We start from the raw sequence: 23,584 nt of genomic DNA, 5'->3' as shown, positions 1-23,584 counted from the left end.
CAAAAGTGGAAGCTGGTGCTAAAAAATTAATCATTCCCGGGGGTTATCTGCTGTTTTATTGATCGTGGATGGAGCAAATTGCTAATTTTCGCGCGGCTGAAAAGTGTTATTCTTAAAGCATGTTTGCATCGCCGCGCATTCCAGGGAAAAACCTTTCTAAAATTGGTGTTTTCTGGCCGGGGTGCAACTGGCTACAATGGCAGACTGTTGCCGTATCAAGGTTTGAGGAAGCAAGACAATGAGCACTATTGAAAAAATTCAAAACCAGATCGCTGAGAACCCGATTCTTCTCTATATGAAAGGTTCCCCGAAGCTGCCGAGCTGCGGCTTCTCCGCTCAGGCCGTTCAGGCACTTTCCGCCTGCGGCGAGCGTTTTGCCTATGTTGATATTTTGCAGAACCCGGACATTCGCGCCGAGCTGCCGAAATACGCGAACTGGCCGACCTTCCCGCAGCTGTGGGTTGACGGCGAACTGGTTGGCGGCTGCGACATCATCATCGAGATGTACCAGCGCGGCGAATTGCAGTCCCTGATTAAAGAGACCGCAGAGAAGTACAAATCTCAGGAGTCAGGCGCGGAGTAATCCCGCCCGGCGGATAAAAAAGCGACCCTCGGGTCGCTTTTTTTATGCTTCACACTCAGGTTCTTCCGCCGGGGGCAGAGGCCAGCCGCCGAGGCGCTTCCAGCGGTTGACGATTTCGCAGAACAGCAGGGCGGTTTGCTCGGTGTCGTACAGCGCAGAGTGCGCCTGGCTGCTGTCAAATTTTTGGCCAGCGGCAATACAGGCTTTTGCCAGCACCGTTTGGCCTAGTGCCAGCCCGCTTAGCGCGGCGGTATCAAACGTCACGAACGGGTGGAACGGATTACGCTTCAGCGAGGCGCGCTCGGCGGCGGCCATCATAAAGCTGTGATCGAAGGTTGCGTTGTGCGCCACCATAATCGCGCGGCTGCATCCGCTGTCCTTAATCCCTTTGCGCACGGCTTTAAAGATGGCGTGCAGCGCATCGTATTCGCTGACTGCACCGCGCAGCGGGTTGTGCGGGTCAATGCCGTTAAAGGCCAGCGCTTCAGGCTGAAGATTAGCGCCTTCAAACGGATCGACATGGAAATGCAGCGTTTCATCGGGGGATAACCAGCCGTTTTCATCCATTTTCAGGGTAACGGCGGCGATTTCCAGTAACGCATCAGTTTTGGCGTTAAAACCTGCGGTTTCAACATCAATAACCACCGGATAAAAACCACGGAAACGGTCGCACAGGCCATGCAGTTGCGTGTTGTCTGACATCAGATTCTCTTAATACGGGGAAAATGCAGCGCGCATTATGGCAAATTTCGGGGAGTGTTGCAGTATTGGGCGCACATTGCGCCCATTGCCTAACGAAAAATCAGTTACCCAGGCCTTTGCCCGCGTGCTTCTCTTCGATCAGTTCGATTTTATAGCCGTCGGGATCTTCCACGAAGGCGATAACGGTGGTGCCGCCTTTAACCGGGCCCGCTTCGCGGGTAACGTTGCCGCCGTTGTTGCGAATGCGTTCGCAGGCTTCAGCCGCGTTGTCCACGCTTAAGGCGATGTGGCCGTAAGCGGTGCCGAGATCGTAGCTTTCCACGCCCCAGTTATAGGTCAGTTCGATAACTGCGGTGTCGCTTTCATCGCCGTAGCCAACAAAGGCGAGAGAGTATTTATATTCGGTGTTTTCGCTGGTGCGCAGCAGTTTCATGCCCAGCACTTTGGTGTAAAACTCGATGGAGCGTTGCAGATCGCCAACGCGCAGCATGGTATGAAGTAGACGCATAAAATCCTCGTCGAATGAAACAGTTATTTGCACAAGCTTTGAGTATAGCGGCGATCGCTCGCCGCTATCAATGAAAGGAACTTCGGTATTACAGAGTTGGGTAGTCGGTGTAGCCTTCAGCACCGCCGCCGTAGAAGGACTCAGGGCGCTGCGGGTTCAGGTCAGCATTGGCCTGCAGGCGGGCAACCAGGTCCGGGTTGGCGATGAATGCGCGGCCAAAGGCTACCGCATCAATCAAACCTTTGGTGATCAGGTCTTCCGCTTTTTCAGGCGTATAGGCACCGGCACCGATAATCACGCCGCTGAAGCGCTCGCGCACTTTCTCGCGGAAGGCTTCCGTGTACGGCTCGCCGCCTGCCCAGTCAGGTTCGGACATATGCAGATATGCGATACCGCGCTTGCCCAGCTCTTCAATCAGGTACAGAGCGTCATCTTCTTCGTTCGGGCCGTTATCCACGTTCTGGAAGGAGCCAATCGGGGAAACGCGGATCCCGATGCGATCGGCGCTCCACTCTTTGATCCCCGCATCCACCACCTCAAGCACCAGGCGAGCGCGATTTTCGCGGCTGCCGCCGTACTCGTCGGTACGGTGGTTAGAAGAAGGGGACAGGAACTGGTGCAGCAGGTAGCCGTGGGCGGAGTGCAGTTCTACCAGGTCGAAACCGGCGTCACGCGCGTTGCCAATCGCCTGACGGAAGTCATTGACGATACCCGGGATTTCGCTGGTTTCCAGCGCGCGAGGCATCGAAGTATCTTCGCGAACCGCGTTACCGTTTTCATCACGCAGCGAAGTGCGGGTACCGGCGATAATTGCGGATGGCGCAACGGGAGCCTGCTGGTCTGGCTGGAGGGTGTTGTGGGAAATACGACCGGTATGCCACAGCTGAACGGCCATATGGCCCTTCGCCGCATGTACGCCAGCGGTGATGTCTTTCCACACCGCGATTTGCTCATCGCTGTGCAGGCCTGGGGCACCGGCATAACCTTTAGCCTGAGCAGAAATTTGCGTAGCTTCGCTGATGATAAGGCCAGCGCTCGCACGTTGACGGTAATACTCGCCCATTAGCGGCGTTGGGATATCGCCGGGTTCGATGCTGCGCAGGCGCGTCAGCGGAGCCATAAAGATGCGGTTTGGTACGGTAATTGCGCCAACTTTAAGCGGCGTAAACAGTTTATCTGCTGACATGGATTTTCCTCAAGTAGACCGGTCGTCTAGTAATTTCGTAAATAAAAACCCGTTAACAAACGGGTTCAGCTAATAGGGTTTGCACATGCGCAAGGGCGCTTTCCAGCGGCACGGCATTGCGGGAAATCTTTGCCTGCAGGCTGGCGCCGAGCCACAGCGCATAAAGCACCATTGCCTGGTCAAAAGCCTCGCCTTCAAAGCTCAGGCTTTTTTCCGCACGGCCTTTTTCAAGGGCGTCTGCAAGCAGGGCGATAACCTGTGCGCCGCCGTTGTTTAACGCGCCGCGCATATCTTCCGAAAGGTCACACACTTCTGCCGACAGCTTAACCACCAGGCAGTTGCTCAGGTTTCCGCTCTGGCAAAAATAGCTCAACATATCCTGATACCACTTCAGCAAACGGCGGCGGTAGTTGCCCTCACCGTTAGCAAAGTGTTCCGCCAGCCGCTGGTTCGACGCCTGGTAATAACGCTCCAGCATCGCCACGCCAAACGCTTCTTTGGAGCGAAAGTAGTGGTAGAACGAGCCTTTTGGCACTTCCGCCGTGCGTAACAGTTCGCTAAGACCCATGCCGGTAAAGCCTCTGGCAAGGCAGAGCCGTTCGCCGATGGCAAGCAGGTGTTCGCGAGTGTCGTGTTCAGGATGTCGATTCATGGCTACAGAATGTAGTAGACCAGTCAGTCTAATGCAATACCCGACGCTCGCTTTTTTCACGACTGCCGGATTTCAACGGCGACGACAGTCGGCAAGAATATCCATATCTTTCTGATAAACCGAACTATTAACGTTCATCATGCCCAGCAGCGTGGAGAACAAATTATCCTGCGAAACCTCATCTCTGGCGGCTTTTTGGGCCAGGCAGACGTTATCAACGGCAAAATTCTGCTGGTAATCCTGGGACAGCCAGACCAGCAGCGGAATATGCGTTTGCTGAGAAGGCGCCAGCATATAAGGCGTGCCGTGCAGGTAAATGCCGTTCTCGCCGAGAGATTCCCCGTGGTCGGCAAGATAAATCAGGGCGGTGTTAAGCTTCTCCTGATGTTGCTTTAGTTTGTCGATGGTGCGGCTCAGCACGTCATCGGTATGCAGAATGGTGTTGTCGTAGGTGTTAATCAGCGCCTGGCGGCTGCAATCCTGAATCTGATTGCTGTCGCAGGTTGGGGCAAATTTACGGAAGTTTTCCGGATAGCGCTGGTAATAGGCCGGGCCGTGGCTGCCCATCAGGTGCAGCACAATCACCGTGTCGTGGCGCAATCCGTCAATCACATTATCCAGGCGGTGGAGCAGGACGTCATCAATGCAGGCGTTATCTTTGCAGTACAAATCCAGCCGCCATTGAGTCATATCGCTATGGGGTATACGGTCGCAGGCTCCTTTGCAGCCGCCATCGTTGTCGCGCCACAGAACATTTACCCCGGCGTGAGCAAGCACGTCCAGCACGCCTTCCTGGTGACGAGCCACGTCGGCATCGTAGCTTTTGCGCGGCATATCGGAAAACATGCATGGCACCGACACCGCCGTTTCCGTGCCGCAGGATGACGCTTTCTGGAAGTAAATCACCTGCTGTTTTTTAAGCTGCGGATTGGTTTCTCTTTGGTAGCCGCCAAGGGAATAATTCTCGCCCCGCGAGGCTTCGCCAACCACCAGCAGCACCAGCGTTTTCTTCGCCTGGTGGCGAATGATTGCGCCTTTTTGAGCATCTTCGCCAATTTTGATTAACGTCTGGTCTCCTGCGAACCAGCGCTCTTTGCTATAGCGGCTAATGGCGCTGATGTAGTTTGCCGGGGTGACCATTTTCACCACGCCTTTATTATTGCGAAACAGCGAGGCGTAATCTTTATAAAACACCGAAGCAACGAGGATTATCACCAGAAGCCCGGCCAGAATGCTCACCAGGCGGGTAAGGACAGTATGCCACCAGCGGGCAGGCGCAACTTTCACCACGGCCAATGCAAGGGCGGGAACCACGCCGGCCAGCGTCAGCCAGCCTATCAGCTGCGGCGTAACCAGGGCGGCGGCTTCCTGGGAGTCTGTCTCAAACACGTTAACCATCATGTTTTTATCGATGACGGCCCCGTAGGTAAACATAAAATAGTTGCTGGCGGCGCAGCCGATAACCAGCAGCACCAGCACGGGTTTGCGTAGCCACGGCAGATTAATCACGCTAAAGATGGTCAGCCAGGCGCAAAACAGCACTACCGGCACCGAGGCGGCAAAAAGCCAGCTGTGAAAAGAGTCCGGGGCGATCAGCTGCCAGCTGCGGCGAATAAACAGCGAGTTAATCAGGGTGAAGAAAAAGGCGCAGCAGAGGTTAAATTGCGCGTCGTTACATCGTAACTTTCTCAGGAAATCCATATAAGCCGTGAATACAAAACAGAATTTCCGCCAGAATAGTGAGGGAAGATTAGCTCAACCTTAATTTCGCCAGCTTTTATCCGGGCGACGATTATTTAGCCGCCGCGCTTGCATCCCGGCAAGAGTCGGGCTTCAATTGATGCAAAGTCGCCAGCGAGGTGGGTTAGTGTCCGAACAGCTTGAGTTCTTCCCCATTCAGAGTCCCTGTCGCGGCATCTGCCAGTCGGATGAGCGCGGTTTTTGCCGCGGCTGTATGCGCAGCCGGGATGAGCGCTTTCAGTGGCAGCAAATGAGCGACGGGCAAAAGCAGGACGTGCTGCGCCTGTGCCGCCAGCGTTTATTGCGCAAGTTACGAGCAAACAAGCCAAATTCTCCTGAAGAACCCGAGCAGCCCTCACTGTTTTAATCATTCAGCGCCGTTATACTCGGGGCAGTTCTTTTCCTTATTGAGGTTATATTTTTATGGTACAGCGCATTACGATTGCCCCGCAGGGACCGGAGTTTTCACGCTTGGTGATGGGCTACTGGCGTTTGATGGAATGGAATATGTCGCCTCGCCAGCTGGCGAGTTTCATTGAAGAACACGTTGAGCTGGGGATTACCACCGCGGACCACGCCGATATTTATGGTGGTTATGCCTGTGAGGCTGCGTTTGGGGAAGCCATGCGCCTGGTGCCGCATCTGCGTAGCAAAATGGAGATTGTTACCAAGTGCGGTATCGCCACTACGGCGAAGCCAGAGAACGCTATTGGTCACTATATTACCGACCGCGATTACATTATCAGCAGCGCGGAAAGCTCCCTGAAAAAGCTGGCAACCGACTATATCGATCTGCTGCTTATTCACCGTCCCGACCCGCTAATGGATGCCGATGAAGTGGCCGAGGCGTTTACCGCGCTGCACCACAGCGGCAAGGTACGCCACTTCGGCGTATCTAACTTTACGCCGGCCCAGTTTGCGCTGTTACAGTCCCGCCTGCCGTTTACCCTGGCAACCAACCAGGTGGAGCTCTCCCCGGTACACCAGCCGCTGCTGCTTGACGGCACGCTGGATCAGCTCCAACAACTGCGCATTCGTCCGATGGCGTGGTCATGCCTCGGCGGCGGCAGCCTGTTTAATGATGATGCGTACCAGCCGCTGCGCGACGAGCTGCAAAAAGTGGCGGAAGAAATGGGCGCCGACACTATCGAACAGGTGGTTTACGCCTGGGTGATGCGCCTCCCGTCTTCTCCGCTGCCGATCATCGGCTCGGGCAAAATCGAGCGCGTACGCTCCGCTATCCACTCCCTGTCGCTGGAAATGAGCCGCCAGCAATGGTTCCGCATCCGCAAAGCGGCTCTCGGTTACGACGTGCCTTAACCGTTACTGACCGCCTGCCAGCGTTCCGGCAGGCGGTGCCTGTTCCAGCTGCGAAAGCGAGCAGTAAAGCCGCCAGATAATTCCCGCCAGTTCCCGCGCCGCCGGATCATGATGGTGCGCCAGCGTTTCGCAGATCCTTTGTAGTTCCTTAAGTGACTCCGCCAGCGGCCTTTGCAGTACGCCGCGTTCGCTCATCACGTCGCGCAGGGTATGGATGCAGACATCCCGCACCATCGACAGCGGATCGGAGCGCGTTTCCCAGCCGCGTAGCTGCCAGACAACATGCGAACAGTTAAGCAGAACCACGCCCCAGCGCAGCAGCCAGCGGCGGGCCGCGTCATCTTTACTGCTGCTCAGCTGGCTGATGTGATGATAAACCAGCGACTCAAACTGGCTTTCGCTGTGCTGCGGTTTGCGGCTGAGCTGGTCGATAAAACCGCGCCGCAGCGCTCTGATATGGCGGCGGCTGCGGCGGGTATCCGAGCTCGGCTTGAGGACCGAAAACGCGAGCCAGGAGATGCCGACCCCGAGCACTTTTGCCAGGTTGTCATTCATAAAACCGGCAAAGTCATAAACCGGCGGATTGCTGACGGCGAGAAATGACCCCATAAACACGATCAGCTGTCCCCACAGGGCGGCGCGTTTGGGCTGCTGCAATTTTAACAATTGCATGGTTGCCAGCAGCGGCAGCAGGAAAAGCAGGAATTGCCAGAGCTGGGTTATCTGGATCATCAGGCCAAATTTGACCAGGAAGCTAAACAGCGACAGCCAGAGCAGGGTGCGCATCAGCAGCGTCAGCGACCCAAGCGGTGAGGCAACCGAGGAATAAAGCACGCAGCTAATCGCGGCAAGCGACAGCGCGCCGCTCCCGGACTCCCACTGGGTGCCGATGCACCAGGCTCCGGTAAGGGTGATAACGCAGAAGGTGCGCAGCGCGCTCCACAGCGCTTCGGCGTTGTCGGTATGGCGCGCGAGAGGCGGAGCCTCGGGCGGCGTAATAATTGAGACCGGAGTAGCGTTTTCCAGCTCCCTCAGCCAGCGGCTGCTGTTGAGATAGAGCCAGCAAAAATAGCGCAGGCGGTGCCAGAACGCCTGGTGGCGATAATCATCCGCAGAGCCAGGCGCAATTTGTTGCAGCAGCTTTGCAACCGCGTATTTGCTGGCATCCGGCTTTGCCAGCTCGCGCAGCAGGCTGTCCAGCACCGACCAGATATTCGCCGGAGCTTCCGGCCAGTTAAGCAACATGCGGCGCAGGCTGGAGATAACGCTTGTCAGCCGCAGCTGCTGGTGCAGGAGATAATTCAGTAAATTGTTTTGCCGCCGAAAGCGGTAGTGGCTCCAGAACGCCTGAATGCGCAGCAGATTCATGGTCAGGATCTGGCCGATAATCCCTTCATGCGCGGTGCGTATGGCATCGGTGGTTTCCGGCTGCCACAGCAGGCTGGCGTGCTCCAGCAGGCGGGCATGCATATTTTTCAACGCGCTGACCAGAGCGCTGCCGTCAGAAGTGCTCGGCAGCACCATCATCATAAAACCGCTGCACAAAATCCCGACAACCACCTCGCAAACTCGCGCCTGGGCGATATCCCAAAGCTGGGTTGACTCGAGGGTATTCACCATCGGGAAGGCGATAATCGCCGCGGTGTAGCCTGCCAGCATAAACGCATAGGCGACGTTATTCTGAAAATGGCTGGAAGCCCAGGTACACAGCGCCAGCCAGCTGGCCATGGCGAAGGTAAACAGCCAGGGATCGTTAAGTGCATTACCGGCGATAATCAGCGAGGCGGCCGCGCCGATAAAGCTCCCGGCAATACGCCCGAGGCTTTTGCTGATGACGCCGCCAACGGTAGGGAAGCTGACCACCGCCGCGGAAGTCATTGCCCAGTAAGGTTCGTCCAGATCGAGCGCATAGGCGATGGTGAGCGCCATACCCATTGCAATAGCGTTGCGTAGCGCATAGCGCCATTGGCCGCCGGTCGCTTTACCCCACGGAGTGTTACGCCATTCGAGGAAACTCAGGTTCATCGGGCGGCTCAGGGCTGAACGCTAACGGTGCAGGTAGTGCCCGATACCAGCGTCACGCCCTGAGGCACGGCGTCCAGGCTAATGCGTACCGGCACGCGCTGCGCCAGGCGAACCCACGGCACGTTTGGTTTGATGTCCGGCACCAAATCACTGTCACTTTCAATACTTTGGTCGTATATGGCGCGGCCGATGCTTTCAACTTTGCCGCTCAGCTTCTGGTTACCGTTATACAGGACGATTTGCACCGCGTTGCCCGGCTGAATATGGCGCAGCTTGGTCTCTTCAAAATAGCCGACGACGTAGAACGAGTGGCTGTCGACCAGGGCGAATACGGGTTTGCCTTCGGTCGCGTAGTTGCCGGGACGCGAGGAAAGATTAGTGACCCAGCCGTCAACCGGGGCGGTGACCGTGGTTTGCGACAGCTGCCACTGCGCCTGCTCCAGCGTGGCCTGGGCTACTTTTACCGCCGCCTGCATCGCTTTAACGTTGATATTCGCGGTATCCATATCTTCGGCGGAGATATAGTTGCGCGGCAGATTATGGCGGCGATTCGCTTCGTTACTGGCCTTTGCCAGATCGGACTGGGCCTTTGCCAACTGGGCTTCGGCATTAAGCACCGCGATATGGTAAGGCGTTGCGTCCAGGGTAAACAGCGGCGCGCCTTTGCTGACGAACTGATTGTCCTTCACGTTCAGGGTAACAATGGTGCCGGAAACCTGCGGCGTGATGCTCACCTGTTCGGCACGAACTTTACCGTCCCGCGTCCACGGCGATTGCATGTAGTAGTTCCACAGCAGCCAGCCTGCCAGCAGCGCGGCGGCAAGAACAAGCAGGGTAGAAAAGTATTTTATTGTTTTTAAATTCATTTCGTTACCAGAAAACTAAAAGGGCCATCGCGCCGCTTACGGAGAGCGAGAAGAGGGATAAGTCCATCAGCGTGGGGTGCCAGATTTCACCGGAGTAGATCCAGTCGCGCAGCAGGCGATGCACCACCAGCCAGATAAAAAAGCCGAGAAAGACCGCTTTGAACAGCGGGGGGAAGTAAACGGAGGCCCCGACCACAAGATCCTGAAGCGGGAAGCCGGACGGGCTAAAAGTGAGACTCACGTACGATAATCCTTTAAAAAACGGGGATGGCTGCCGTTTCCCCTCACTTAGATGTAGAATAAAAGTATAGCTGGTTGCATAACTTCAGCGAAAGTAAGGGATTTGTTTTTAACAATTAATGCCTGCACAATAGTCTAAAATCAGTATAATAAGTTAGCAAGCTAATTATAAGGAGATGAAATTGGAATCGCCATCGCCATTAGGATCGGATCTGGCCCGCCTGGTACGCATTTGGCGTGCTCTGATCGACCATCGTCTCAAACCTCTGGAATTGACACAGACACACTGGGTAACGCTGCATAATATTCATCAGCTGCCGCCAGATCAGTCGCAGATTCAGTTGGCAAAAGCGATCGGCATCGAGCAGCCATCACTGGTTCGTACTTTGGATCAGCTCGAAGAGAAGGGATTAATTTCCCGTAAAACCTGTGCTAACGACCGTCGGGCAAAGCGCATTAAATTGACCGAGCAAGCGGCACCGATTATCGAGCAGATGGAGAGCGTGATAAACGAAACGCGCGGTGAAATTCTTACCGGAATTTCTCGCGAAGAGCAGGCGCTATTAATTAACCTGATAAGCCGCCTCGAGCAGAACATTATCGAACTGCAAAGCCGCGGTTAATTTCGCTCATCAGGTAAAGCCTCACCGTCGGGTGGGGCTTTTTTTATGCCTGACGCTGGACAGATAATAAATCTCTGCTATCACGATTTGTTTATCTATATTTCAGAAGTGTTAATGTTATTTAATTGTTTCTCTCCGGCGCGCCGCGCTTTTAATAATGAAGGCATGTTAATAAAAACGAGCCTGCATTATGTCTTATCGCATCAGTATTCTGGATAAAAGCCCGATTGCAAACGGCGAAAGCGCGACGGATGCGCTGGCGCGTACTCTGCATTTGGCCCAAAGGGCAGAAGAATGGGGCTACCACCGCTTCTGGATTGCCGAGCATCATAATACCGCGCAGCTGGCCAGCCCTTCGCCGGAAGTGGTTATTGCGTGGCTTGCCGGGCAGACGAAACGTATTCGCATCGGCTCCGGCGGCGTGATGCTGCAACATTACAGCCCTTACAAAGTCGCTGAAAATTTTAATCTGCTGGCATCGCTTGCCCCGGGGCGTGTCGATCTTGGCGTAGGAAAAGCGCCCGGCGGTTTGCCGCGCTCAACCCAGGTTTTACAGCTGGGAAGCTCGCCCGAGGCCAAAGGCACGTTCGACGACCAGCTTGCCCAGCTCGATAACTGGCTTTCGCTGACCGATCCGGCGGAAGAGGACGGCGTTCGCGCCACGCCGCTACCTGCCCAGCGCCCGGAGGGTTTCCTGCTGGGGGCCAGCCTGCAAAGCGCAAGACTTGCCGCCAGCCTCGACTGGAATTTTGTTTTCGCAGCCCATTTGAACGGCGACAAAGCGCTGCTGCACGAGGTGCTGAGCTACTGGCGGGCTAACAGCCGCCGCGATGTGCTGGTGGCGGTTCAGGCCATTGTCGCTCAGGACGCTGCCGAAGCCGAACGCCTGGCGCAACAGGTTGAAGTCTGGGGTGTCGAACTGGAAAACGGCCAGCGCGTTAGCGTTGCCAGCGAGGAGCAGGGTCGCAGCTTTGCCCGCCAGTCGGGAAGCCCGTTGCGCAGCCTGGTCCGGCGTGAACCCTCCCTGCTGAAAGGCACCCCGGAAACGGTTCGTGAGGGGCTGGAGGCCCTGCACCAGATCTACGGCATCAATGAATTCATTATCGATACCCCGCTGGCGGAAGGCCCGGCGCGTATTGCTTCCCTGCGGCTGCTGGCCGAAGCCCACGCGGCGACGGAGGTGGTGTTATGAGTTTTGGCCAACAGCTTATTACCTGGCGGCGTGAACTTCACCAGTTCCCCGAGCTTTCCCTTCAGGAAGTGGCGACTACGGCCCGCATCCGCGACTGGCTGCAAAGCGCGGATATTCGCCTGCTTCCTTACGAACTGAAAACCGGCGTAGTGGCCGAGATTGGCAGCGGGGAGCGCGTTGTGGCGCTTCGGGCGGACATTGATGCTTTGCCCATCGAGGAAACCAGCGGCGTGGCGTTTAGCTCGCAGCATCCTGGCGTTATGCACGCCTGCGGCCACGACGTCCACAGCAGCGTGATGCTGGGCGCGGCCTTATTGCTTAAGCAGCATGAGGCGGAGCTGGATGGACGAGTACGCATCCTGTTTCAGCCCGCAGAAGAACGTTTTGGCGGCGCGCAGCTGCTGATTAACGCCGGAGTCCTGCAGGGCGTATCGGCTATTTTCGGCATGCACAATGAACCCGGCCTGCCGGTTGGCGCTTTCGCCACCCGCGGCGGAGCGTTCTACGCTAACGTGGACCGCTTTATTATCCGGGTGACCGGCAAAGGCGCTCATGCCGCTCGTCCCCACGAGGGTAAGGACGCCATTCTGCTTTCCAGCCAGCTGGTTAGCCTGCTTCAGAACATTACCAGCCGCGAGGTGAATACGCTTGATTCCGCGGTACTCAGCGTAACGCGTATCGCCGGGGGCAACACCTGGAACGTTCTGCCGGAAAGCGTCGAACTTGAAGGCACCTTGCGCACGCATCGCGCTGCCGTGCGGGAAGCCGTAAAAGTGCGGGTCGGCGAAATTGCCGCAGGGCTCGCCGCCGCCTTTGGATCGCAAATAGAAGTTGAGTGGCATCCCGGCCCGGACGCGCTGATCAACGATGAGCGCTGGGCGGCCTTCGCCGATGAAATTGCGGCAGCCGAGGGGTACGAAACCCGCCCCGCCGATCTGCATATGGGCGGCGAGGATTTTGCGGTATACCTCCAGCATATTCCCGGCGCTTTTGTCAGCATCGGGAGCGAGAGCCGTTATGGCCTGCATCACCCGGGCTTTGATCCCGACGAAAAACTAATTGAACCGGCAGCCCGCTATTTCTCACATTTAGCGCAGGCTGCATTAAAACAACTTTAATTAAATACTCATTATTGCGGGCCGGGGCGGCTCGCATAAGGATCGGGCATGTCTGCAAAACGGCAATTACGTCTTGGCACTATATTACATGGCGCATCGGGAAATATGTCCGCGTGGCGTCATCCGGCAGCAACGGCGGATGCCAGTATTAATTTTGAATTCGTCAAACAAACCGCGTTAAAAGCCGAAGAGGGAAAGCTGGACTTTTTATTTGTCGCCGACGGCTTATATATTAATGAAAAATCCATCCCGCATTTTTTAAATCGCTTCGAGCCGCTCACCGTATTATCCGCGCTGGCAAGCCTGACCCAAAATCTTGGGCTGGTGGGAACGTTATCGACCTCCTACAGCGATCCTTTTACCACGGCCAGGCAGTTTGCCAGCCTGGACCACCTGAGTAACGGGCGCGCTGGCTGGAACGTTGTGACCTCGCCGCTTGAAGGCTCGGCAAAGAATTTTTCCCGGGAGAAGCACCCGGAACACGCTCTGCGCTACCGAATTGCCGATGAATATCTCGACGTGGTGAAAGGCCTGTGGGACTCCTGGGAAGAAGATGCCTTTGTTCGCAACAAAGAGAGCGGCCAGTTTTTTGACGCCGAAAAACTTCATGCCCTGAACCACCGGGGAGACTTTTTCCAGGTTGCAGGCCCGCTAAATATCGGCCGCACTCCGCAGGCCAGGCCGATTATCTTCCAGGCCGGAGCCTCCGATGACGGCAAAAAGCTGGCGGCGCGGCATGCCGATGCGATCTTCACCCACCATGAAAGCCTCGCGGAGGCAAAAGCCTTCTATCGTGATGTGAAAAACCAGCTAGAAGGACAGGGGCGTGAGCCTGATTCGCTGCATATTTTCCAGGGCGTCAGCGTTATTGTCGGCCAGGACGCCGATGACGTTGAGCCGCAGTATCAAACTACGGCTGCGCTGGTTTCCGTAAACGACGCGCTGAACTACCTCGGGCGCTATTTCGAGCATCATGATTTTAGCCAGTATCCGCTGGATGAACCCTTCCCGGACATCGGCGATCTGGGGCAAAACAGCTTCCGCAGCACGACCGATGAAATCAAACGCAACGCCCGCGAACGGGGGCTTACGCTGCGGCAGGTTGCACTCGAAGCTGCCAGCCCGCGCCCGCGCTTTTTCGGCACGCCGGAACAGGTAGCCGACGGTCTGCAACAGTGGTTTGAAGAACAGGCCGCGGACGGCTTTATTATCCAGGGCGGCACGCCAGACACCTTCCCACGTTTTGTCGAGCAGGTCGTACCCGTTCTGCAAAAGCGCGGGCTGTTTCGCACGGACTACCCCGGCAGCACGCTGCGGGAGAGCTTTGGTCTTACACAACCTAAAAATCGCTACGGCAAATAAAAAAGAGAAACCGCTATGCAGAAATCATCGCTATTACTGGCTATTGCTCTGGCCTGGGCACCGCTTACGTGGGCAAACGACGTTACGATTAACGGCACCGGCGTAAGCGTTGAAGCTAACAAAGCGCCAGTCCATACCGCTAAAAACCCGCAGGCTATTGCCCAGCTTCCTAAAGATTACCGCTTTGCCGTGCCGGGTAAATTTACCGTGGCGGTGGCGGCGCTGAATTCCCCGCCGCTGACGGTGTTCTCCGACGACAATAAAACCCTGCTCGGCAGCGAGGTGGATATTGCCCGTCTGGTTGCGGACAGTCTGGGCCTTGAGCTTAACGTGGTGCCGACTTCGTGGGAGGACTGGCCGCTGGGCGTGGCTTCCGGGAAATATGATGCCGCGATCAGCAATATTACCGTCACCAAAGAGCGCAAAGAGAAATTCGACTTTGCCACCTACCGTAAGGACTCGCTGGGCTTCTACGTGAAGGCCAACAGCCCGATAAAGTCGATTGCCAACGCGCAAGAGATTGCCGGGCTGCGCATTATCGTCGGCTCCGGCACCAACCAGGAGGCAATTTTGCTGGCCTGGAATGAAGAGAACAAAAAGAAAGGCCTGAAGCCGTTTACGCCGGTCTACACCAAAGACGACGCGGCCCTGACCCTTGCGCTCCAGTCCGGGCGCGCGGACGCCTTCTTTGGCCCGAACGTTATTGGCGCGTGGAAAGCGGCGTTGACGGGTAAAACGAAGCTGGTGGGTAGCGTGGACGGCGGCTGGCCGAAAGCCGCGCATATTGCCGTGACCCTGAAAAAGGGCGGCGGCCTGGTGGAAGCGGTGCAGACGTCGCTCAACGGCGCAATTAAAAGCGGCGATTACGACAAAGTGCTTAATCGCTGGGGCGAGGGCGTGGAGCGTATCCCCGCTTCGGAAATCAACCCAGCCGGTTTAGGCGACTGAGGAGGCCACGATGAGCGAACATTTTCGGGTTTTATCGCCGGAGGCGCCGGAGCTCCAGCCGATAATCAGCGGCCTGTTCGGGGAGTATGCCGCCCGCTATGGGGATTACTTTTCGCGTGATGCTGAGGTGGAGCTAACCGAGTGGTATCTACCGCCGCAGGGGATATTTGTCGTCCTTGAGCGCGACGGGGAAATCATCGCTACCGGAGCCTATAAACCCTATGACGAACAGACGGCGGAAATTAAGCGCATCTGGACCAAAGGCACGCTGCGCAAGCAGGGGCTGGCCGGGCGCGTCGTGCGCGAGCTGGAACGCCGGGCTCTACTTGCGGGCTACGGCCGTATCTACCTGACGACCGGTTTCCGCCAGCCCGAGGCCGTCAGGCTCTATCTCAGCGAAGGATATGAAGCGCAATTCGACCTGCAACGCGACCCGGAAGAGTTCAGCCAGCCTCCTTACGACGGGCGGCTGCGTTTCACCAAAATATTGTCACTGCATAACCTGAGTAAGACGGCCTGAGGAGAAACGATGAAAACTTCTGAAACCATTAAGGTGGTGCCCGCGCGCTACCCCCTGCGTGCCGTCGGCGCGGTGATTGCTCTGTTTGTGCTGGCGGTGGTGGTGCAGTCCGTGGCGTTTAATCCGCGCTGGGAGTGGGCGGTCTTCGCCCGCTGGTTCTTTGACCCCGTTATCCTTGAGGGACTGGGGCAGACATTGTTGCTTACCCTGCTGGGAACGGCCCTGAGCGTGGTCATTGGCGGCCTGCTGGCGCTGGCGAGGCTCTCGTCTTCCTGGCTGCTCAGTAGCCTCGCCTGGGGCTACATCTGGCTGTTCCGCTCGCTGCCGCTGATAGTCGTGCTTATCGTTCTATATAACTTTTCTTACCTGTACGACACGCTCTCGCTCGGCGTGCCTTTTACCGGCATCACCTAGGCAAGCTACGAAACTATCAACGTGCTGGGGCAGTTTTCCACCGCCGTTGTGGGCCTGACGCTGGTGCAGAGCGCCTACACGGCGGAGATTGTGCGTGGAGGTTTTCTCGGCGTGGATCACGGGCAGTATGAAGCTGCCGCCGCGCTGGGGCTACCCGCCTGGAGGCGTACCGTGCGCATCATTCTTCCCCAGGCGCTGAGAACCATTCTTCCGGCGGGTTTTAATGAAATCATCAGCCTCGCGAAAGGCACGGCGATGGTATATGTCCTGGCGATGCCGGAGCTGTTTTATACCATCCAGATGATCTACAACCGCACCCAGCAGGTGATCCCGCTGCTGATGGTCGGGGCGGTCTGGTATCTGGTCATTACCAGCGTGCTGTCGATTATCCAGCACCTGGTCGAACGCTCTCTGGCGCGCAGCGAACGCCGCTCCGCGATTAATCAGGCTCGTTCCTCAACCCGGACCGTCGCCGTTACCTCGCCAGCCACAACCCAGGAGCCGATTCATGCCAACCTCTCATAGCGGCCATATCTCGATTACCGGGGTCAGCAAATACTTTGGCCGCCATAAAGCTCTGGACGAAGTCTCGCTGGAGATCCCGCCCGGTACGGTGACGGTTATTCTCGGGCCGTCCGGCTCCGGCAAGTCCACGTTGCTGCGGGCAATTAACCACCTTGAGCGCGTGGATGAAGGCTTTATTCAAATTGACGGGGACTACATTGGCTACCGCCTGAAGGGCGACAAGCTGTATGAGCTGAAAGAGAAAGAGATCCTGCGCCAGCGGGTGAACGTCGGCTATGTGTTCCAGAATTTCAACCTGTTCCCGCATCTCACGGTGCTGGAAAACCTGATTGAGGCACCCATCGCCCATAAGCAGCTCAGCCGTAAAGAAGCGGTTGAGCGGGCATATGACCTGCTGGATGTGGTCGGCCTGCGTAATAAGGCCGACGCGTGGTCGCGGCATTTGTCGGGCGGGCAGCAGCAGCGCATCGCTATTGCCCGTGCGCTGGCGCTCAGCCCGCGCGTGATGCTGTTCGATGAACCCACTTCTGCCCTGGATCCGGAACTGGTAGGCGAAGTGCTGGACGTGATTAAGAAACTGGCGCGTTCGGGCACCACGCTGGTGGTTGTGACGCACGAAATCGGCTTTGCCCGTGAAGTGGCAGACCAGGTGGTCTTTATGGTGGATGGCAAAATTGTCGAGCAGGGAAGCAGCGATGAGGTTCTCAATTATCCGCAGCATCCGCGTACCCGGCAGTTTTTATCGAAGGTGCTGTGAAATGAAATATGGATTACTGGCTTTGATGATGTATGCCTCGACTTCCGTGGCGCAGGGCGGTCTTGACCTGGCAACAAATGAAAAACCGCTCCCGACAACGCGGGACGAGCAGGCAATAAGCAAAATCCCCACCGGCTATAAATTCGTTGAGCCGGGCACGCTGACGGTGGCTATCTCGGCGCTCAATTCGCCGCCGCTTGCGTTGCTGGCAAGCGATAACCGGACGCGTATCGGCAGTGACCCGGATATCGCTCGCCTGCTGGCGGGCAGCCTTGGGCTGAAGCTAAAACTGGTCCCCACGGCATGGGAAGACTGGCCGCTGGGCATCAGCTCCGGGCGTTATGACGTGGCGCTGGTGAATATTGCTGTGACCGAACAGCGTAAAGAAAAGTTCGATTTTGCCACTTATCGCGTGGATTCGCTGGCGTTCTCGGTGAAGTCCGGCAGCCCGATAAAGGCCGTCAGCAAGGCGGAAGATCTCGCCGGGCGCAGGGTGATAGTAGGCTCCGGCACCAACCAGGAGCGTATTTTACTGGGCTGGAATGCTGAAAACGAAAAGGCGGGCCGCGAGCCTGCGCAGCCGGTGTATCTCACCGACGATGCTTCGGGCAATCTCTATATTCAGTCCGGCCGGGCAGACGTCTTCTTTGGCCCGCAGTCCGTTGCCTCTTATAAAGCGGAGCTTAACGGCACCACGCGGGTTGTGGGGCTTGGGCCGAAAAAGGCCTACGTCGCGACCACGACGAAAAAGGGCAATGGCTTAGTGTTTGCGCTACAGGCGGCGCTGGATGGGGCAATTAAACGGGGCGAATATCAGCAGGTGCTGGCGAGATGGGGGGAGCAGGGCGAGGCAGTGGCCGAATCGGAGGTCAACCCGCCAGGCATAACGTACTAAAAAAATGGCCCGATGAACGGGCCATTTTTATTTAGCGAGGGGCAACGGTGATGTTGTTGCCGCTGCCGGAGATAGCTACGCGCTGGCCCACGGAGTATCGGGTGTCGCCTTGTTTCTGCACGGCAATAATGGTCTGGCCGTCATCTTTACGGATTTCCAGCTCAACACCTTTACTGTTGCTCATTGCGCCGCCAACGGCATCACCCGCCAGGCCACCGGCTACTGCGCCGCCTGCGGTTGCCAGAGTACGTCCGGTACCGCCGCCAACGGTGTTACCCAGCAGGCCGCCGAGTACCGCGCCGCCGATAGCGCCGATGGTGCTGCTGCCTTCGCTGCCTTTAATGGTGACCGCGCGAACGTGGGTAATGGTACCGTAGGTCACGGTTCTTACCTGTTTAGCTTCGGATGCATTATAAACATCGCCGGACAGCGATTCATTGGCGCAGCCAGCCAGCGTCAGACTTACCAGTGAAATAGCCAGAATACGTGAAATCATTTATACCTCTCCTGTGTACCCATCAACGCTCAGTGAGCATCCGTTATGGCTAAATTATATGGCAATTCCTCGCCACAGTTCATATTTGTTCGACAACAATCTTGTAAAAATAGTAAACCAGCCGCCTTTAACAATGGCTAAACCGCTGTATTGAAGTGAATTTGCATTAAGTCACCCCATTTTTGTTGCGCTTCGTTACACAGATTATTAATAAAATATATTAATAAATCATAGCATTGCGTGCTAGTTTATCGACGTCAAGTTACAGTCCCCGGTAACAATAAGGAGTGTTGGATGAAGTCAGGTCGCTATATTGGCGTAATGTCAGGAACCAGCCTGGACGGCATCGATGTGGTGCTTGCCGCTATCGATGAGCATCTGGTTGCCCAGCAGGCGAGTTACAGCCACCCGATGCCGCTGGCCATCAAAAACGCCGTTCTTGCCGTTTGCCAGGGGCAGCAGCTTACGCTTTCTCAACTGGGTCAATTGGACAATCGCTTAGGAAAATTGTTCGCCGAGGCGGTGCAAATTCTGATGGAGCGTGAAGGGCTGCGGCCTGAAGACGTCACCGCCATTGGCTGCCACGGGCAAACTGTGTGGCACGAACCGCAGGGCGAGGCCGCCCACACCATGCAAATTGGCGATAACAATCAAATCGCCGCGCTGACCGGCGTTACCGTAGTAGGCGACTTCCGCCGTCGCGATATGGCGCTCGGTGGGCAGGGCGCGCCTCTGGTGCCTGCATTCCATCAGGCGCTGTTGGCGCATCCGGTGGAAAGACGCATGGTGCTGAACATCGGCGGTATCGCCAATCTTTCTTTGCTGATCCCCGGCCAGCCGGTCAGGGGCTATGATACCGGGCCGGGCAATATGCTGATGGACGCGTGGATCTGGCGTCAAAAAGGCAAAGGCTACGATAAAGACGCGCAGTGGGCGAACAGCGGCAAAGTTATCATCCCCCTGTTACAGCAAATGCTGAGCGACCCTTATTTCTCCGCTCCCGCGCCGAAGAGTACCGGGCGTGAATATTTCAACTATGGCTGGCTTGAGCGCCAGTTGGCCATGTTCCCGGCGCTGGCCGGAGAGGACGTGCAGGCTACGCTAACCGAACTGACGGCCACGACGATTGCCGAACAGGTGCTGCTGAGCGGCGGCTGCGAGCGGGTGATGGTTTGCGGCGGCGGCAGCCGTAATCCACTGCTGATGGCGCGGCTGGCGGCTCTGTTGCCGGGGATTGAAGTCACCACAACCGACGAAGCGGGCATCAGCGGCGACGATATGGAAGCTCTGGCCTTCGCCTGGCTTGCCTACCGTACTATGTCCGGCCTGCCGGGCAACCTGCCGTCGGTCACCGGCGCGTCCAGGGCGACGGTGCTCGGCGCTATCTATCCGGCAAACCCGCCGCATAATCAGAGTTAACTGAAATTATCCCGCGAGAAAAGCTTCTAAACTGAAGACGTTGAGGAGGGCGCATGCCCTCCAGGGATAAGAACGCCTTCAGGATAAAAAGATGAAAAAACTGCTTGTTGCCACGCTTCCGCTGCTGCTCGCCGGCTGTAGCTACTACAACGCCTTCCTTGAAAAAATGCATACCGACACGCTGGCCTACCAGTGCGACGAAAAGCCGCTGACCGTGAAGCTCAATAACGACAAACAGCAGGTAAGCTTCGTCTATGACAACCAGCTGCTGACCCTGACTCAGGGGCTTTCCGCCTCCGGGGCGCGTTATACCGACGGCGTGTATGTGTTCTGGTCTAAGGGCGATGACGCGACCGTCTACCGCAAAGACAATATCGTGCTGAATAATTGCCATATACAGACCGCCAAACGTTGAGATTTATCAGGGTGGAGAGCACAATAGCTCCACCCGAGGATAGCCTGACGTAACGCCATGTCTGATAACGATTCTTTGCAACAAATTGCCCATCTGCGCCGCGAATATACCCAGGGCGGCCTGCGCCGTCGTGACCTTACCGACACGCCGCTGCCGCTGTTTGAACGCTGGCTGGCGCAGGCCTGCGAGGCAAAACTCGCCGATCCTACCGCGATGGTCGTCGCCACGGTTGATGAAAACGGCCAGCCGTATCAGCGCATCGTGTTGCTGAAGCATTTCGATGAGAGAGGGCTGGTGTTTTATACCAACCTCGGCTCGCGCAAGGCTCACCATCTCGAAACCAACCCGCGTATAAGCCTGCACTTCCCCTGGCACATGCTGGACCGGCAGGTGATGGTACAGGGCACCGCCGAACGCCTTTCTACGCTGGAAGTGATGAAATACTTCCACAGCCGCCCGAAGGATAGCCAGATAGGCGCCTGGGTGTCGAAGCAGTCGAGCCGTATTTCGGCGCGCGGCGTGCTTGAAAGCAAATTCCTCGAACTGAAGCAAAAATTCCAGCAGGGCGAAGTGCCGCTCCCGAGCTTCTGGGGCGGATATCGCGTAAGTATTGAGCAAATGGAATTCTGGCAGGGCGGCGAACATCGTCTGCACGACCGTTTCCTTTATCAACGCGAAGGAACTGCCTGGAAAATAGACCGTCTCGCCCCGTAAGGTCAGGATTTTCATGTTAAGCGCTGGTACTACGCGTGCCGGCGCTTTATTCTATACGCCCCAAAAAGTATTACTTTCGCCAGTGGGCGAAAAGCCGTGTACCGGCCAAGGTGCAGTCGTATAGAGATGGAGAATTTGATGGCGAACATCAATTTGATAAAACAATTGCAAGAGCGGGGCTTAGTTGCCCAGGTGACGGATGAGGAAGCGTTAGCAGAGCGACTGGCGCAAGGGCCAATTGCACTCTATTGCGGCTTCGATCCTACCGCCGACAGCTTGCATTTGGGCCATCTGGTTCCGCTGCTGTGCCTGAAGCGTTTTCAGGAAGCAGGCCATAAACCGGTTGCGCTGGTGGGTGGTGCAACGGGCCTTATCGGCGACCCAAGTTTTAAAGCGGTTGAGCGTAAGCTGAATACCGAAGACACCGTGCAGGAGTGGGTGGAAAAAATCCGCCGCCAGGTTGCACCGTTCCTCGACTTTGACTGCGGCGACAACTCCGCAGTAGCGGCGAACAACTATGACTGGTTCGGCAACATGAACGTGCTGACCTTCCTGCGTGATATCGGCAAGCACTTCTCCGTTAACCAGATGATTAACAAAGAAGCGGTGAAGCAGCGCCTGAACCGTGACGATGTGGGTATCTCGTTCACCGAGTTTTCCTACAACCTGTTGCAGGGCTATGACTTTGCCTGCCTGAATAAGTTGCACGGCGTCGTGTTGCAAATCGGTGGTTCTGACCAGTGGGGCAACATCACCTCGGGTATCGACCTGACCCGCCGTCTGCACCAGCAGCAGGCCTTCGGCCTGACCGTGCCGCTTATCACCAAATCAGACGGCACCAAATTCGGTAAAACCGAAGGTGGCGCGGTATGGCTGGATCCGAAGAAAACCAGCCCGTACAAGTTCTACCAGTTCTGGATCAATACCGCCGATGCCGACGTCTATCGCTTCCTGAAGTTCTTCACCTTTATGGATATCGCAGAGATAAACGCTCTGGAAGAAGAAGACAAAAACAGCGGCGCGGCGCCTCGTGCCCAGTATGTGCTGGCCGAGCAGGTTACCCGCCTGGTTCACGGCGAAGAAGGCCTGAGCGCGGCGAAGCGTATTACCGCCAGCCTGTTTAACGGCAACCTCAGCGACCTGAGCGAAGCGGACTTTGAACAGCTTGCCCAGGACGGCGTGCCGATGGTTGAAATCGAGCGCGGCGCGGACCTGCAACAGGCGCTGGTTGACTCCGAGCTACAGCCATCCCGTGGCCAGGCACGTAAAACCATTGCCCAGAACGCTATTACTATTAACGGCGAAAAACAGTCTGACCCGGAATACACCTTTACCGACGGCGACATTCTGTTTAACCGTTACACCCTGCTGCGTCGCGGTAAGAAGAACTACTGCCTCGTCTGCTGGAAATAAGCTAGTCAGACCCGAAGGGCGTGGCGTAAACCACGCCCTTTATTTTTACTCTTCAAGCACAACGCCAGGCGTTTCACCCGAGTAGAAAAATGAAAAACATCCTTGCCATTCAGTCTCATGTCGTATTTGGCCACGCCGGTAACAGCGCGGCCGAATTTCCGATGCGCCGGCTGGGCGCTAACGTCTGGCCGCTGAACACGGTGCAGTTCTCCAACCATACTCAATACGGAAAGTGGACCGGCAGCGTGATGCCAGCCAGCCACCTGAGTGAAATTGTGCAGGGCATTGCCGATATCGGTCAGCTGCAGCGCTGCGACGCGGTGCTGAGCGGCTATCTGGGATCTGCGGAGCAGGGGGAGCATATTCTTTCTATCGTCCGTCAGGTGAAAGCCGCTAACCCGAACGCCAAATATTTCTGCGATCCGGTGATGGGCCATCCTGAAAAAGGCTGCATCGTGGCGCCGGGCGTAGCCGAATTCCACACCCGCTATGCCATGCCCGCCAGCGATATCATTGCCCCAAACCTGATTGAGCTGGAAATCCTCAGCGGCCACGGCGTGAACAACGTTGAGGAAGCCGTGGCTACCGCCCGCGAGCTGATTGCTCAGGGGCCGCAAATCGTGCTGGTGAAACATCTTGCGCGCGCGGGCTACCAGCAGGATCGTTTTGAAATGCTGCTGGTCACCGCCGATGAAGCGTGGCATATCCATCGCCCGCTGGTGGATTTTGGCGAGCGCCAGCCGGTTGGCGTGGGCGACGTGACCAGCGGTCTGCTGCTGGTCAAGCTGCTACAGGGCGCAACGCTGCGCGAAGCGCTGGAGCATGTCACGGCGGCGGTGTACGACATTATGGTGGTCACCAAACGTATGGAAGAGTACGAGCTACAGCTGGTGGCGGCTCAGGACGGTATAGCCAAACCTGAGCACTACTTCACCGCGGTGAAGCTGTAAA

At 56.6% G+C, this 23,584-nt stretch carries 23 protein-coding genes and 2 pseudogenes; 16 read left to right on the top strand and 9 right to left on the bottom strand.

Annotated elements, in window-relative coordinates; all coding sequences use genetic code 11:
• Window positions 1–238: 238 nt before the first annotated feature.
• Window positions 239–583, top strand: a complete 345-nt coding sequence (locus FOC35_RS21625; protein ID WP_016536094.1) for a Grx4 family monothiol glutaredoxin — start codon at window positions 239–241, stop codon at window positions 581–583.
• A 42-nt stretch (window positions 584–625) separates the two neighbouring features.
• Here the strand turns inward: FOC35_RS21625 and rnt are convergent, their stop codons facing one another.
• The 5 genes from rnt to eptA form a co-directional block, all read right to left on the bottom strand.
• On the bottom strand, window positions 626–1,285 hold the full coding sequence (gene rnt, locus FOC35_RS21620; RefSeq protein WP_172570174.1) for a ribonuclease T: 660 nt from the start codon (window positions 1,283–1,285) through the stop codon (window positions 626–628).
• Window positions 1,286–1,385: 100 nt separating this feature from the next.
• Window positions 1,386–1,793 carry a lactoylglutathione lyase gene (gloA, locus tag FOC35_RS21615; protein WP_039898140.1) on the bottom strand — a complete coding sequence of 136 codons (408 nt, stop codon included), beginning with the start codon at window positions 1,791–1,793 and terminating at the stop codon, window positions 1,386–1,388.
• Window positions 1,794–1,881: 88 nt separating this feature from the next.
• Window positions 1,882–2,979, bottom strand: a complete 1,098-nt coding sequence (locus FOC35_RS21610; protein ID WP_172570173.1) for an alkene reductase — start codon at window positions 2,977–2,979, stop codon at window positions 1,882–1,884.
• A gap of 52 nt (window positions 2,980–3,031) precedes the next feature.
• A complete protein-coding gene (locus FOC35_RS21605; RefSeq protein ID WP_172570172.1) occupies window positions 3,032–3,631 on the bottom strand; it encodes a TetR/AcrR family transcriptional regulator in 600 nt (199 codons plus the stop codon).
• 72 nt (window positions 3,632–3,703) lie between these two features.
• Entirely contained in the window at window positions 3,704–5,332 is a 1,629-nt protein-coding gene (gene eptA, locus FOC35_RS21600) for a phosphoethanolamine transferase EptA (protein WP_172570171.1), read from the bottom strand.
• Window positions 5,333–5,498: 166 nt separating this feature from the next.
• Between eptA and FOC35_RS21595 the strand changes: the two genes are divergently transcribed.
• Together FOC35_RS21595 and FOC35_RS21590 are read left to right on the top strand one after the other, a co-directional pair.
• Window positions 5,499–5,738 carry a DUF1289 domain-containing protein gene (locus tag FOC35_RS21595; RefSeq protein ID WP_172570170.1) on the top strand — a complete coding sequence of 80 codons (240 nt, stop codon included), beginning with the start codon at window positions 5,499–5,501 and terminating at the stop codon, window positions 5,736–5,738.
• 56 nt (window positions 5,739–5,794) lie between these two features.
• Entirely contained in the window at window positions 5,795–6,691 is an 897-nt protein-coding gene (locus FOC35_RS21590) for an aldo/keto reductase family oxidoreductase (protein WP_016536101.1), read from the top strand.
• 3 nt (window positions 6,692–6,694) lie between these two features.
• Here FOC35_RS21590 and FOC35_RS21585 read toward each other — a convergent pair whose 3' ends face one another.
• The 3 genes from FOC35_RS21585 to FOC35_RS21575 are packed head-to-tail and all read right to left on the bottom strand — an operon-like array spanning window position 6,695 to window position 9,823.
• On the bottom strand, window positions 6,695–8,716 hold the full coding sequence (locus FOC35_RS21585) for an FUSC family protein (RefSeq protein WP_172570169.1): 2,022 nt from the start codon (window positions 8,714–8,716) through the stop codon (window positions 6,695–6,697).
• Window positions 8,717–8,724: 8 nt separating this feature from the next.
• Entirely contained in the window at window positions 8,725–9,582 is an 858-nt protein-coding gene (locus FOC35_RS21580; protein WP_016536103.1) for an HlyD family secretion protein, read from the bottom strand.
• Between the two features lie 4 nt (window positions 9,583–9,586).
• Window positions 9,587–9,823, bottom strand: a complete 237-nt coding sequence (locus FOC35_RS21575) for a DUF1656 domain-containing protein (RefSeq protein ID WP_016536104.1) — start codon at window positions 9,821–9,823, stop codon at window positions 9,587–9,589.
• A 175-nt stretch (window positions 9,824–9,998) separates the two neighbouring features.
• Between FOC35_RS21575 and slyA the strand changes: the two genes are divergently transcribed.
• The 8 genes and pseudogenes from slyA (at window position 9,999) to FOC35_RS21535 (ending at window position 18,176) form a co-directional block, all read left to right on the top strand.
• The gene (slyA, locus tag FOC35_RS21570; protein ID WP_016536105.1) at window positions 9,999–10,445 is read left to right on the top strand and encodes a transcriptional regulator SlyA; all 447 of its coding nucleotides are present in this window, start codon (window positions 9,999–10,001) and stop codon (window positions 10,443–10,445) included.
• 190 nt (window positions 10,446–10,635) lie between these two features.
• On the top strand, window positions 10,636–11,637 hold the full coding sequence (locus FOC35_RS21565) for an LLM class flavin-dependent oxidoreductase (RefSeq protein WP_172570168.1): 1,002 nt from the start codon (window positions 10,636–10,638) through the stop codon (window positions 11,635–11,637).
• The gene (locus FOC35_RS21560; RefSeq protein ID WP_172570167.1) at window positions 11,634–12,755 is read left to right on the top strand and encodes an amidohydrolase; all 1,122 of its coding nucleotides are present in this window, start codon (window positions 11,634–11,636) and stop codon (window positions 12,753–12,755) included. Before FOC35_RS21565 ends, FOC35_RS21560 begins: the two co-directional genes overlap by 4 nt.
• 48 nt (window positions 12,756–12,803) lie before the next feature.
• Window positions 12,804–15,065: pseudogene (locus FOC35_RS21555) on the top strand (NtaA/DmoA family FMN-dependent monooxygenase).
• 10 nt (window positions 15,066–15,075) lie between these two features.
• Window positions 15,076–15,585 (top strand): GNAT family N-acetyltransferase, encoded by a 510-nt coding sequence (locus tag FOC35_RS21550; RefSeq protein ID WP_172570166.1) that lies wholly within the window; start codon window positions 15,076–15,078, stop codon window positions 15,583–15,585.
• Window positions 15,586–15,594: 9 nt separating this feature from the next.
• A pseudogene (locus FOC35_RS21545) lies at window positions 15,595–16,524 on the top strand (amino acid ABC transporter permease).
• A complete protein-coding gene (locus FOC35_RS21540; RefSeq protein ID WP_016536113.1) occupies window positions 16,508–17,281 on the top strand; it encodes an amino acid ABC transporter ATP-binding protein in 774 nt (257 codons plus the stop codon). Before FOC35_RS21545 ends, FOC35_RS21540 begins: the two are co-directional and overlap by 17 nt.
• Before the next feature lies 1 nt (window position 17,282).
• The gene (locus tag FOC35_RS21535; protein ID WP_172570165.1) at window positions 17,283–18,176 is read left to right on the top strand and encodes an ABC transporter substrate-binding protein; all 894 of its coding nucleotides are present in this window, start codon (window positions 17,283–17,285) and stop codon (window positions 18,174–18,176) included.
• Window positions 18,177–18,207: 31 nt separating this feature from the next.
• On the opposite strand, the gene FOC35_RS21530 is transcribed toward FOC35_RS21535, so the two are convergent.
• Window positions 18,208–18,672 carry a glycine zipper 2TM domain-containing protein gene (locus FOC35_RS21530; protein WP_016536115.1) on the bottom strand — a complete coding sequence of 155 codons (465 nt, stop codon included), beginning with the start codon at window positions 18,670–18,672 and terminating at the stop codon, window positions 18,208–18,210.
• A 294-nt stretch (window positions 18,673–18,966) separates the two neighbouring features.
• On the opposite strand from FOC35_RS21530, the gene anmK reads away from it, so the two are divergent.
• The 5 genes from anmK to pdxY all read left to right on the top strand — a co-directional run bounded on the left by anmK (window position 18,967) and on the right by pdxY (window position 23,583).
• Window positions 18,967–20,091 carry an anhydro-N-acetylmuramic acid kinase gene (gene anmK / locus FOC35_RS21525; RefSeq protein ID WP_016536117.1) on the top strand — a complete coding sequence of 375 codons (1,125 nt, stop codon included), beginning with the start codon at window positions 18,967–18,969 and terminating at the stop codon, window positions 20,089–20,091.
• A gap of 91 nt (window positions 20,092–20,182) precedes the next feature.
• Window positions 20,183–20,506: a C-type lysozyme inhibitor gene (gene mliC / locus FOC35_RS21520; protein WP_172570164.1), complete on the top strand. Its 324-nt coding sequence runs from the start codon at window positions 20,183–20,185 to the stop codon at window positions 20,504–20,506.
• Window positions 20,507–20,563: 57 nt separating this feature from the next.
• Complete coding sequence (gene pdxH, locus FOC35_RS21515; protein ID WP_016536119.1) at window positions 20,564–21,220, top strand: pyridoxamine 5'-phosphate oxidase; 657 nt, start codon at window positions 20,564–20,566, stop codon at window positions 21,218–21,220.
• A gap of 138 nt (window positions 21,221–21,358) precedes the next feature.
• Complete coding sequence (gene tyrS, locus FOC35_RS21510) at window positions 21,359–22,633, top strand: tyrosine--tRNA ligase (RefSeq protein WP_039898144.1); 1,275 nt, start codon at window positions 21,359–21,361, stop codon at window positions 22,631–22,633.
• A gap of 89 nt (window positions 22,634–22,722) precedes the next feature.
• The gene (gene pdxY / locus FOC35_RS21505; RefSeq protein ID WP_016536121.1) at window positions 22,723–23,583 is read left to right on the top strand and encodes a pyridoxal kinase PdxY; all 861 of its coding nucleotides are present in this window, start codon (window positions 22,723–22,725) and stop codon (window positions 23,581–23,583) included.
• The last annotated feature ends 1 nt before the right edge of the window (window position 23,584 follow it).

It is taken from the genome of Cedecea sp. FDAARGOS_727 (assembly GCF_012273235.1).
GTDB lineage: Bacteria > Pseudomonadota > Gammaproteobacteria > Enterobacterales > Enterobacteriaceae > Cedecea > Cedecea davisae.
This window is presented reverse-complemented; position numbering and strand designations above follow the sequence as displayed.

Excerpts from the sequence above, each read along its gene's own strand:
- FOC35_RS21625 (WP_016536094.1), top strand. The coding sequence starts at position 239 with ATGAGCACTATTGAAAAAATTCAAAACCAGATCGCTGAGAACCCGATT.
- rnt (WP_172570174.1), bottom strand. The coding sequence starts at position 1,285 with ATGTCAGACAACACGCAACTGCATGGCCTGTGCGACCGTTTCCGTGGT.
- gloA (WP_039898140.1), bottom strand. The coding sequence starts at position 1,793 with ATGCGTCTACTTCATACCATGCTGCGCGTTGGCGATCTGCAACGCTCC.
- FOC35_RS21610 (WP_172570173.1), bottom strand. The coding sequence starts at position 2,979 with ATGTCAGCAGATAAACTGTTTACGCCGCTTAAAGTTGGCGCAATTACC.
- FOC35_RS21605 (WP_172570172.1), bottom strand. The coding sequence starts at position 3,631 with ATGAATCGACATCCTGAACACGACACTCGCGAACACCTGCTTGCCATC.
- eptA (WP_172570171.1), bottom strand. The coding sequence starts at position 5,332 with ATGGATTTCCTGAGAAAGTTACGATGTAACGACGCGCAATTTAACCTC.
- FOC35_RS21590 (WP_016536101.1), top strand. The coding sequence starts at position 5,795 with ATGGTACAGCGCATTACGATTGCCCCGCAGGGACCGGAGTTTTCACGC.
- FOC35_RS21585 (WP_172570169.1), bottom strand. The coding sequence starts at position 8,716 with ATGAACCTGAGTTTCCTCGAATGGCGTAACACTCCGTGGGGTAAAGCG.
- FOC35_RS21580 (WP_016536103.1), bottom strand. The coding sequence starts at position 9,582 with ATGAATTTAAAAACAATAAAATACTTTTCTACCCTGCTTGTTCTTGCC.
- slyA (WP_016536105.1), top strand. The coding sequence starts at position 9,999 with ATGAAATTGGAATCGCCATCGCCATTAGGATCGGATCTGGCCCGCCTG.
- FOC35_RS21565 (WP_172570168.1), top strand. The coding sequence starts at position 10,636 with ATGTCTTATCGCATCAGTATTCTGGATAAAAGCCCGATTGCAAACGGC.
- FOC35_RS21560 (WP_172570167.1), top strand. The coding sequence starts at position 11,634 with ATGAGTTTTGGCCAACAGCTTATTACCTGGCGGCGTGAACTTCACCAG.
- FOC35_RS21550 (WP_172570166.1), top strand. The coding sequence starts at position 15,076 with ATGAGCGAACATTTTCGGGTTTTATCGCCGGAGGCGCCGGAGCTCCAG.
- FOC35_RS21540 (WP_016536113.1), top strand. The coding sequence starts at position 16,508 with ATGCCAACCTCTCATAGCGGCCATATCTCGATTACCGGGGTCAGCAAA.
- FOC35_RS21535 (WP_172570165.1), top strand. The coding sequence starts at position 17,283 with ATGAAATATGGATTACTGGCTTTGATGATGTATGCCTCGACTTCCGTG.
- FOC35_RS21530 (WP_016536115.1), bottom strand. The coding sequence starts at position 18,672 with ATGATTTCACGTATTCTGGCTATTTCACTGGTAAGTCTGACGCTGGCT.
- anmK (WP_016536117.1), top strand. The coding sequence starts at position 18,967 with ATGAAGTCAGGTCGCTATATTGGCGTAATGTCAGGAACCAGCCTGGAC.
- mliC (WP_172570164.1), top strand. The coding sequence starts at position 20,183 with ATGAAAAAACTGCTTGTTGCCACGCTTCCGCTGCTGCTCGCCGGCTGT.
- pdxH (WP_016536119.1), top strand. The coding sequence starts at position 20,564 with ATGTCTGATAACGATTCTTTGCAACAAATTGCCCATCTGCGCCGCGAA.
- tyrS (WP_039898144.1), top strand. The coding sequence starts at position 21,359 with ATGGCGAACATCAATTTGATAAAACAATTGCAAGAGCGGGGCTTAGTT.
- pdxY (WP_016536121.1), top strand. The coding sequence starts at position 22,723 with ATGAAAAACATCCTTGCCATTCAGTCTCATGTCGTATTTGGCCACGCC.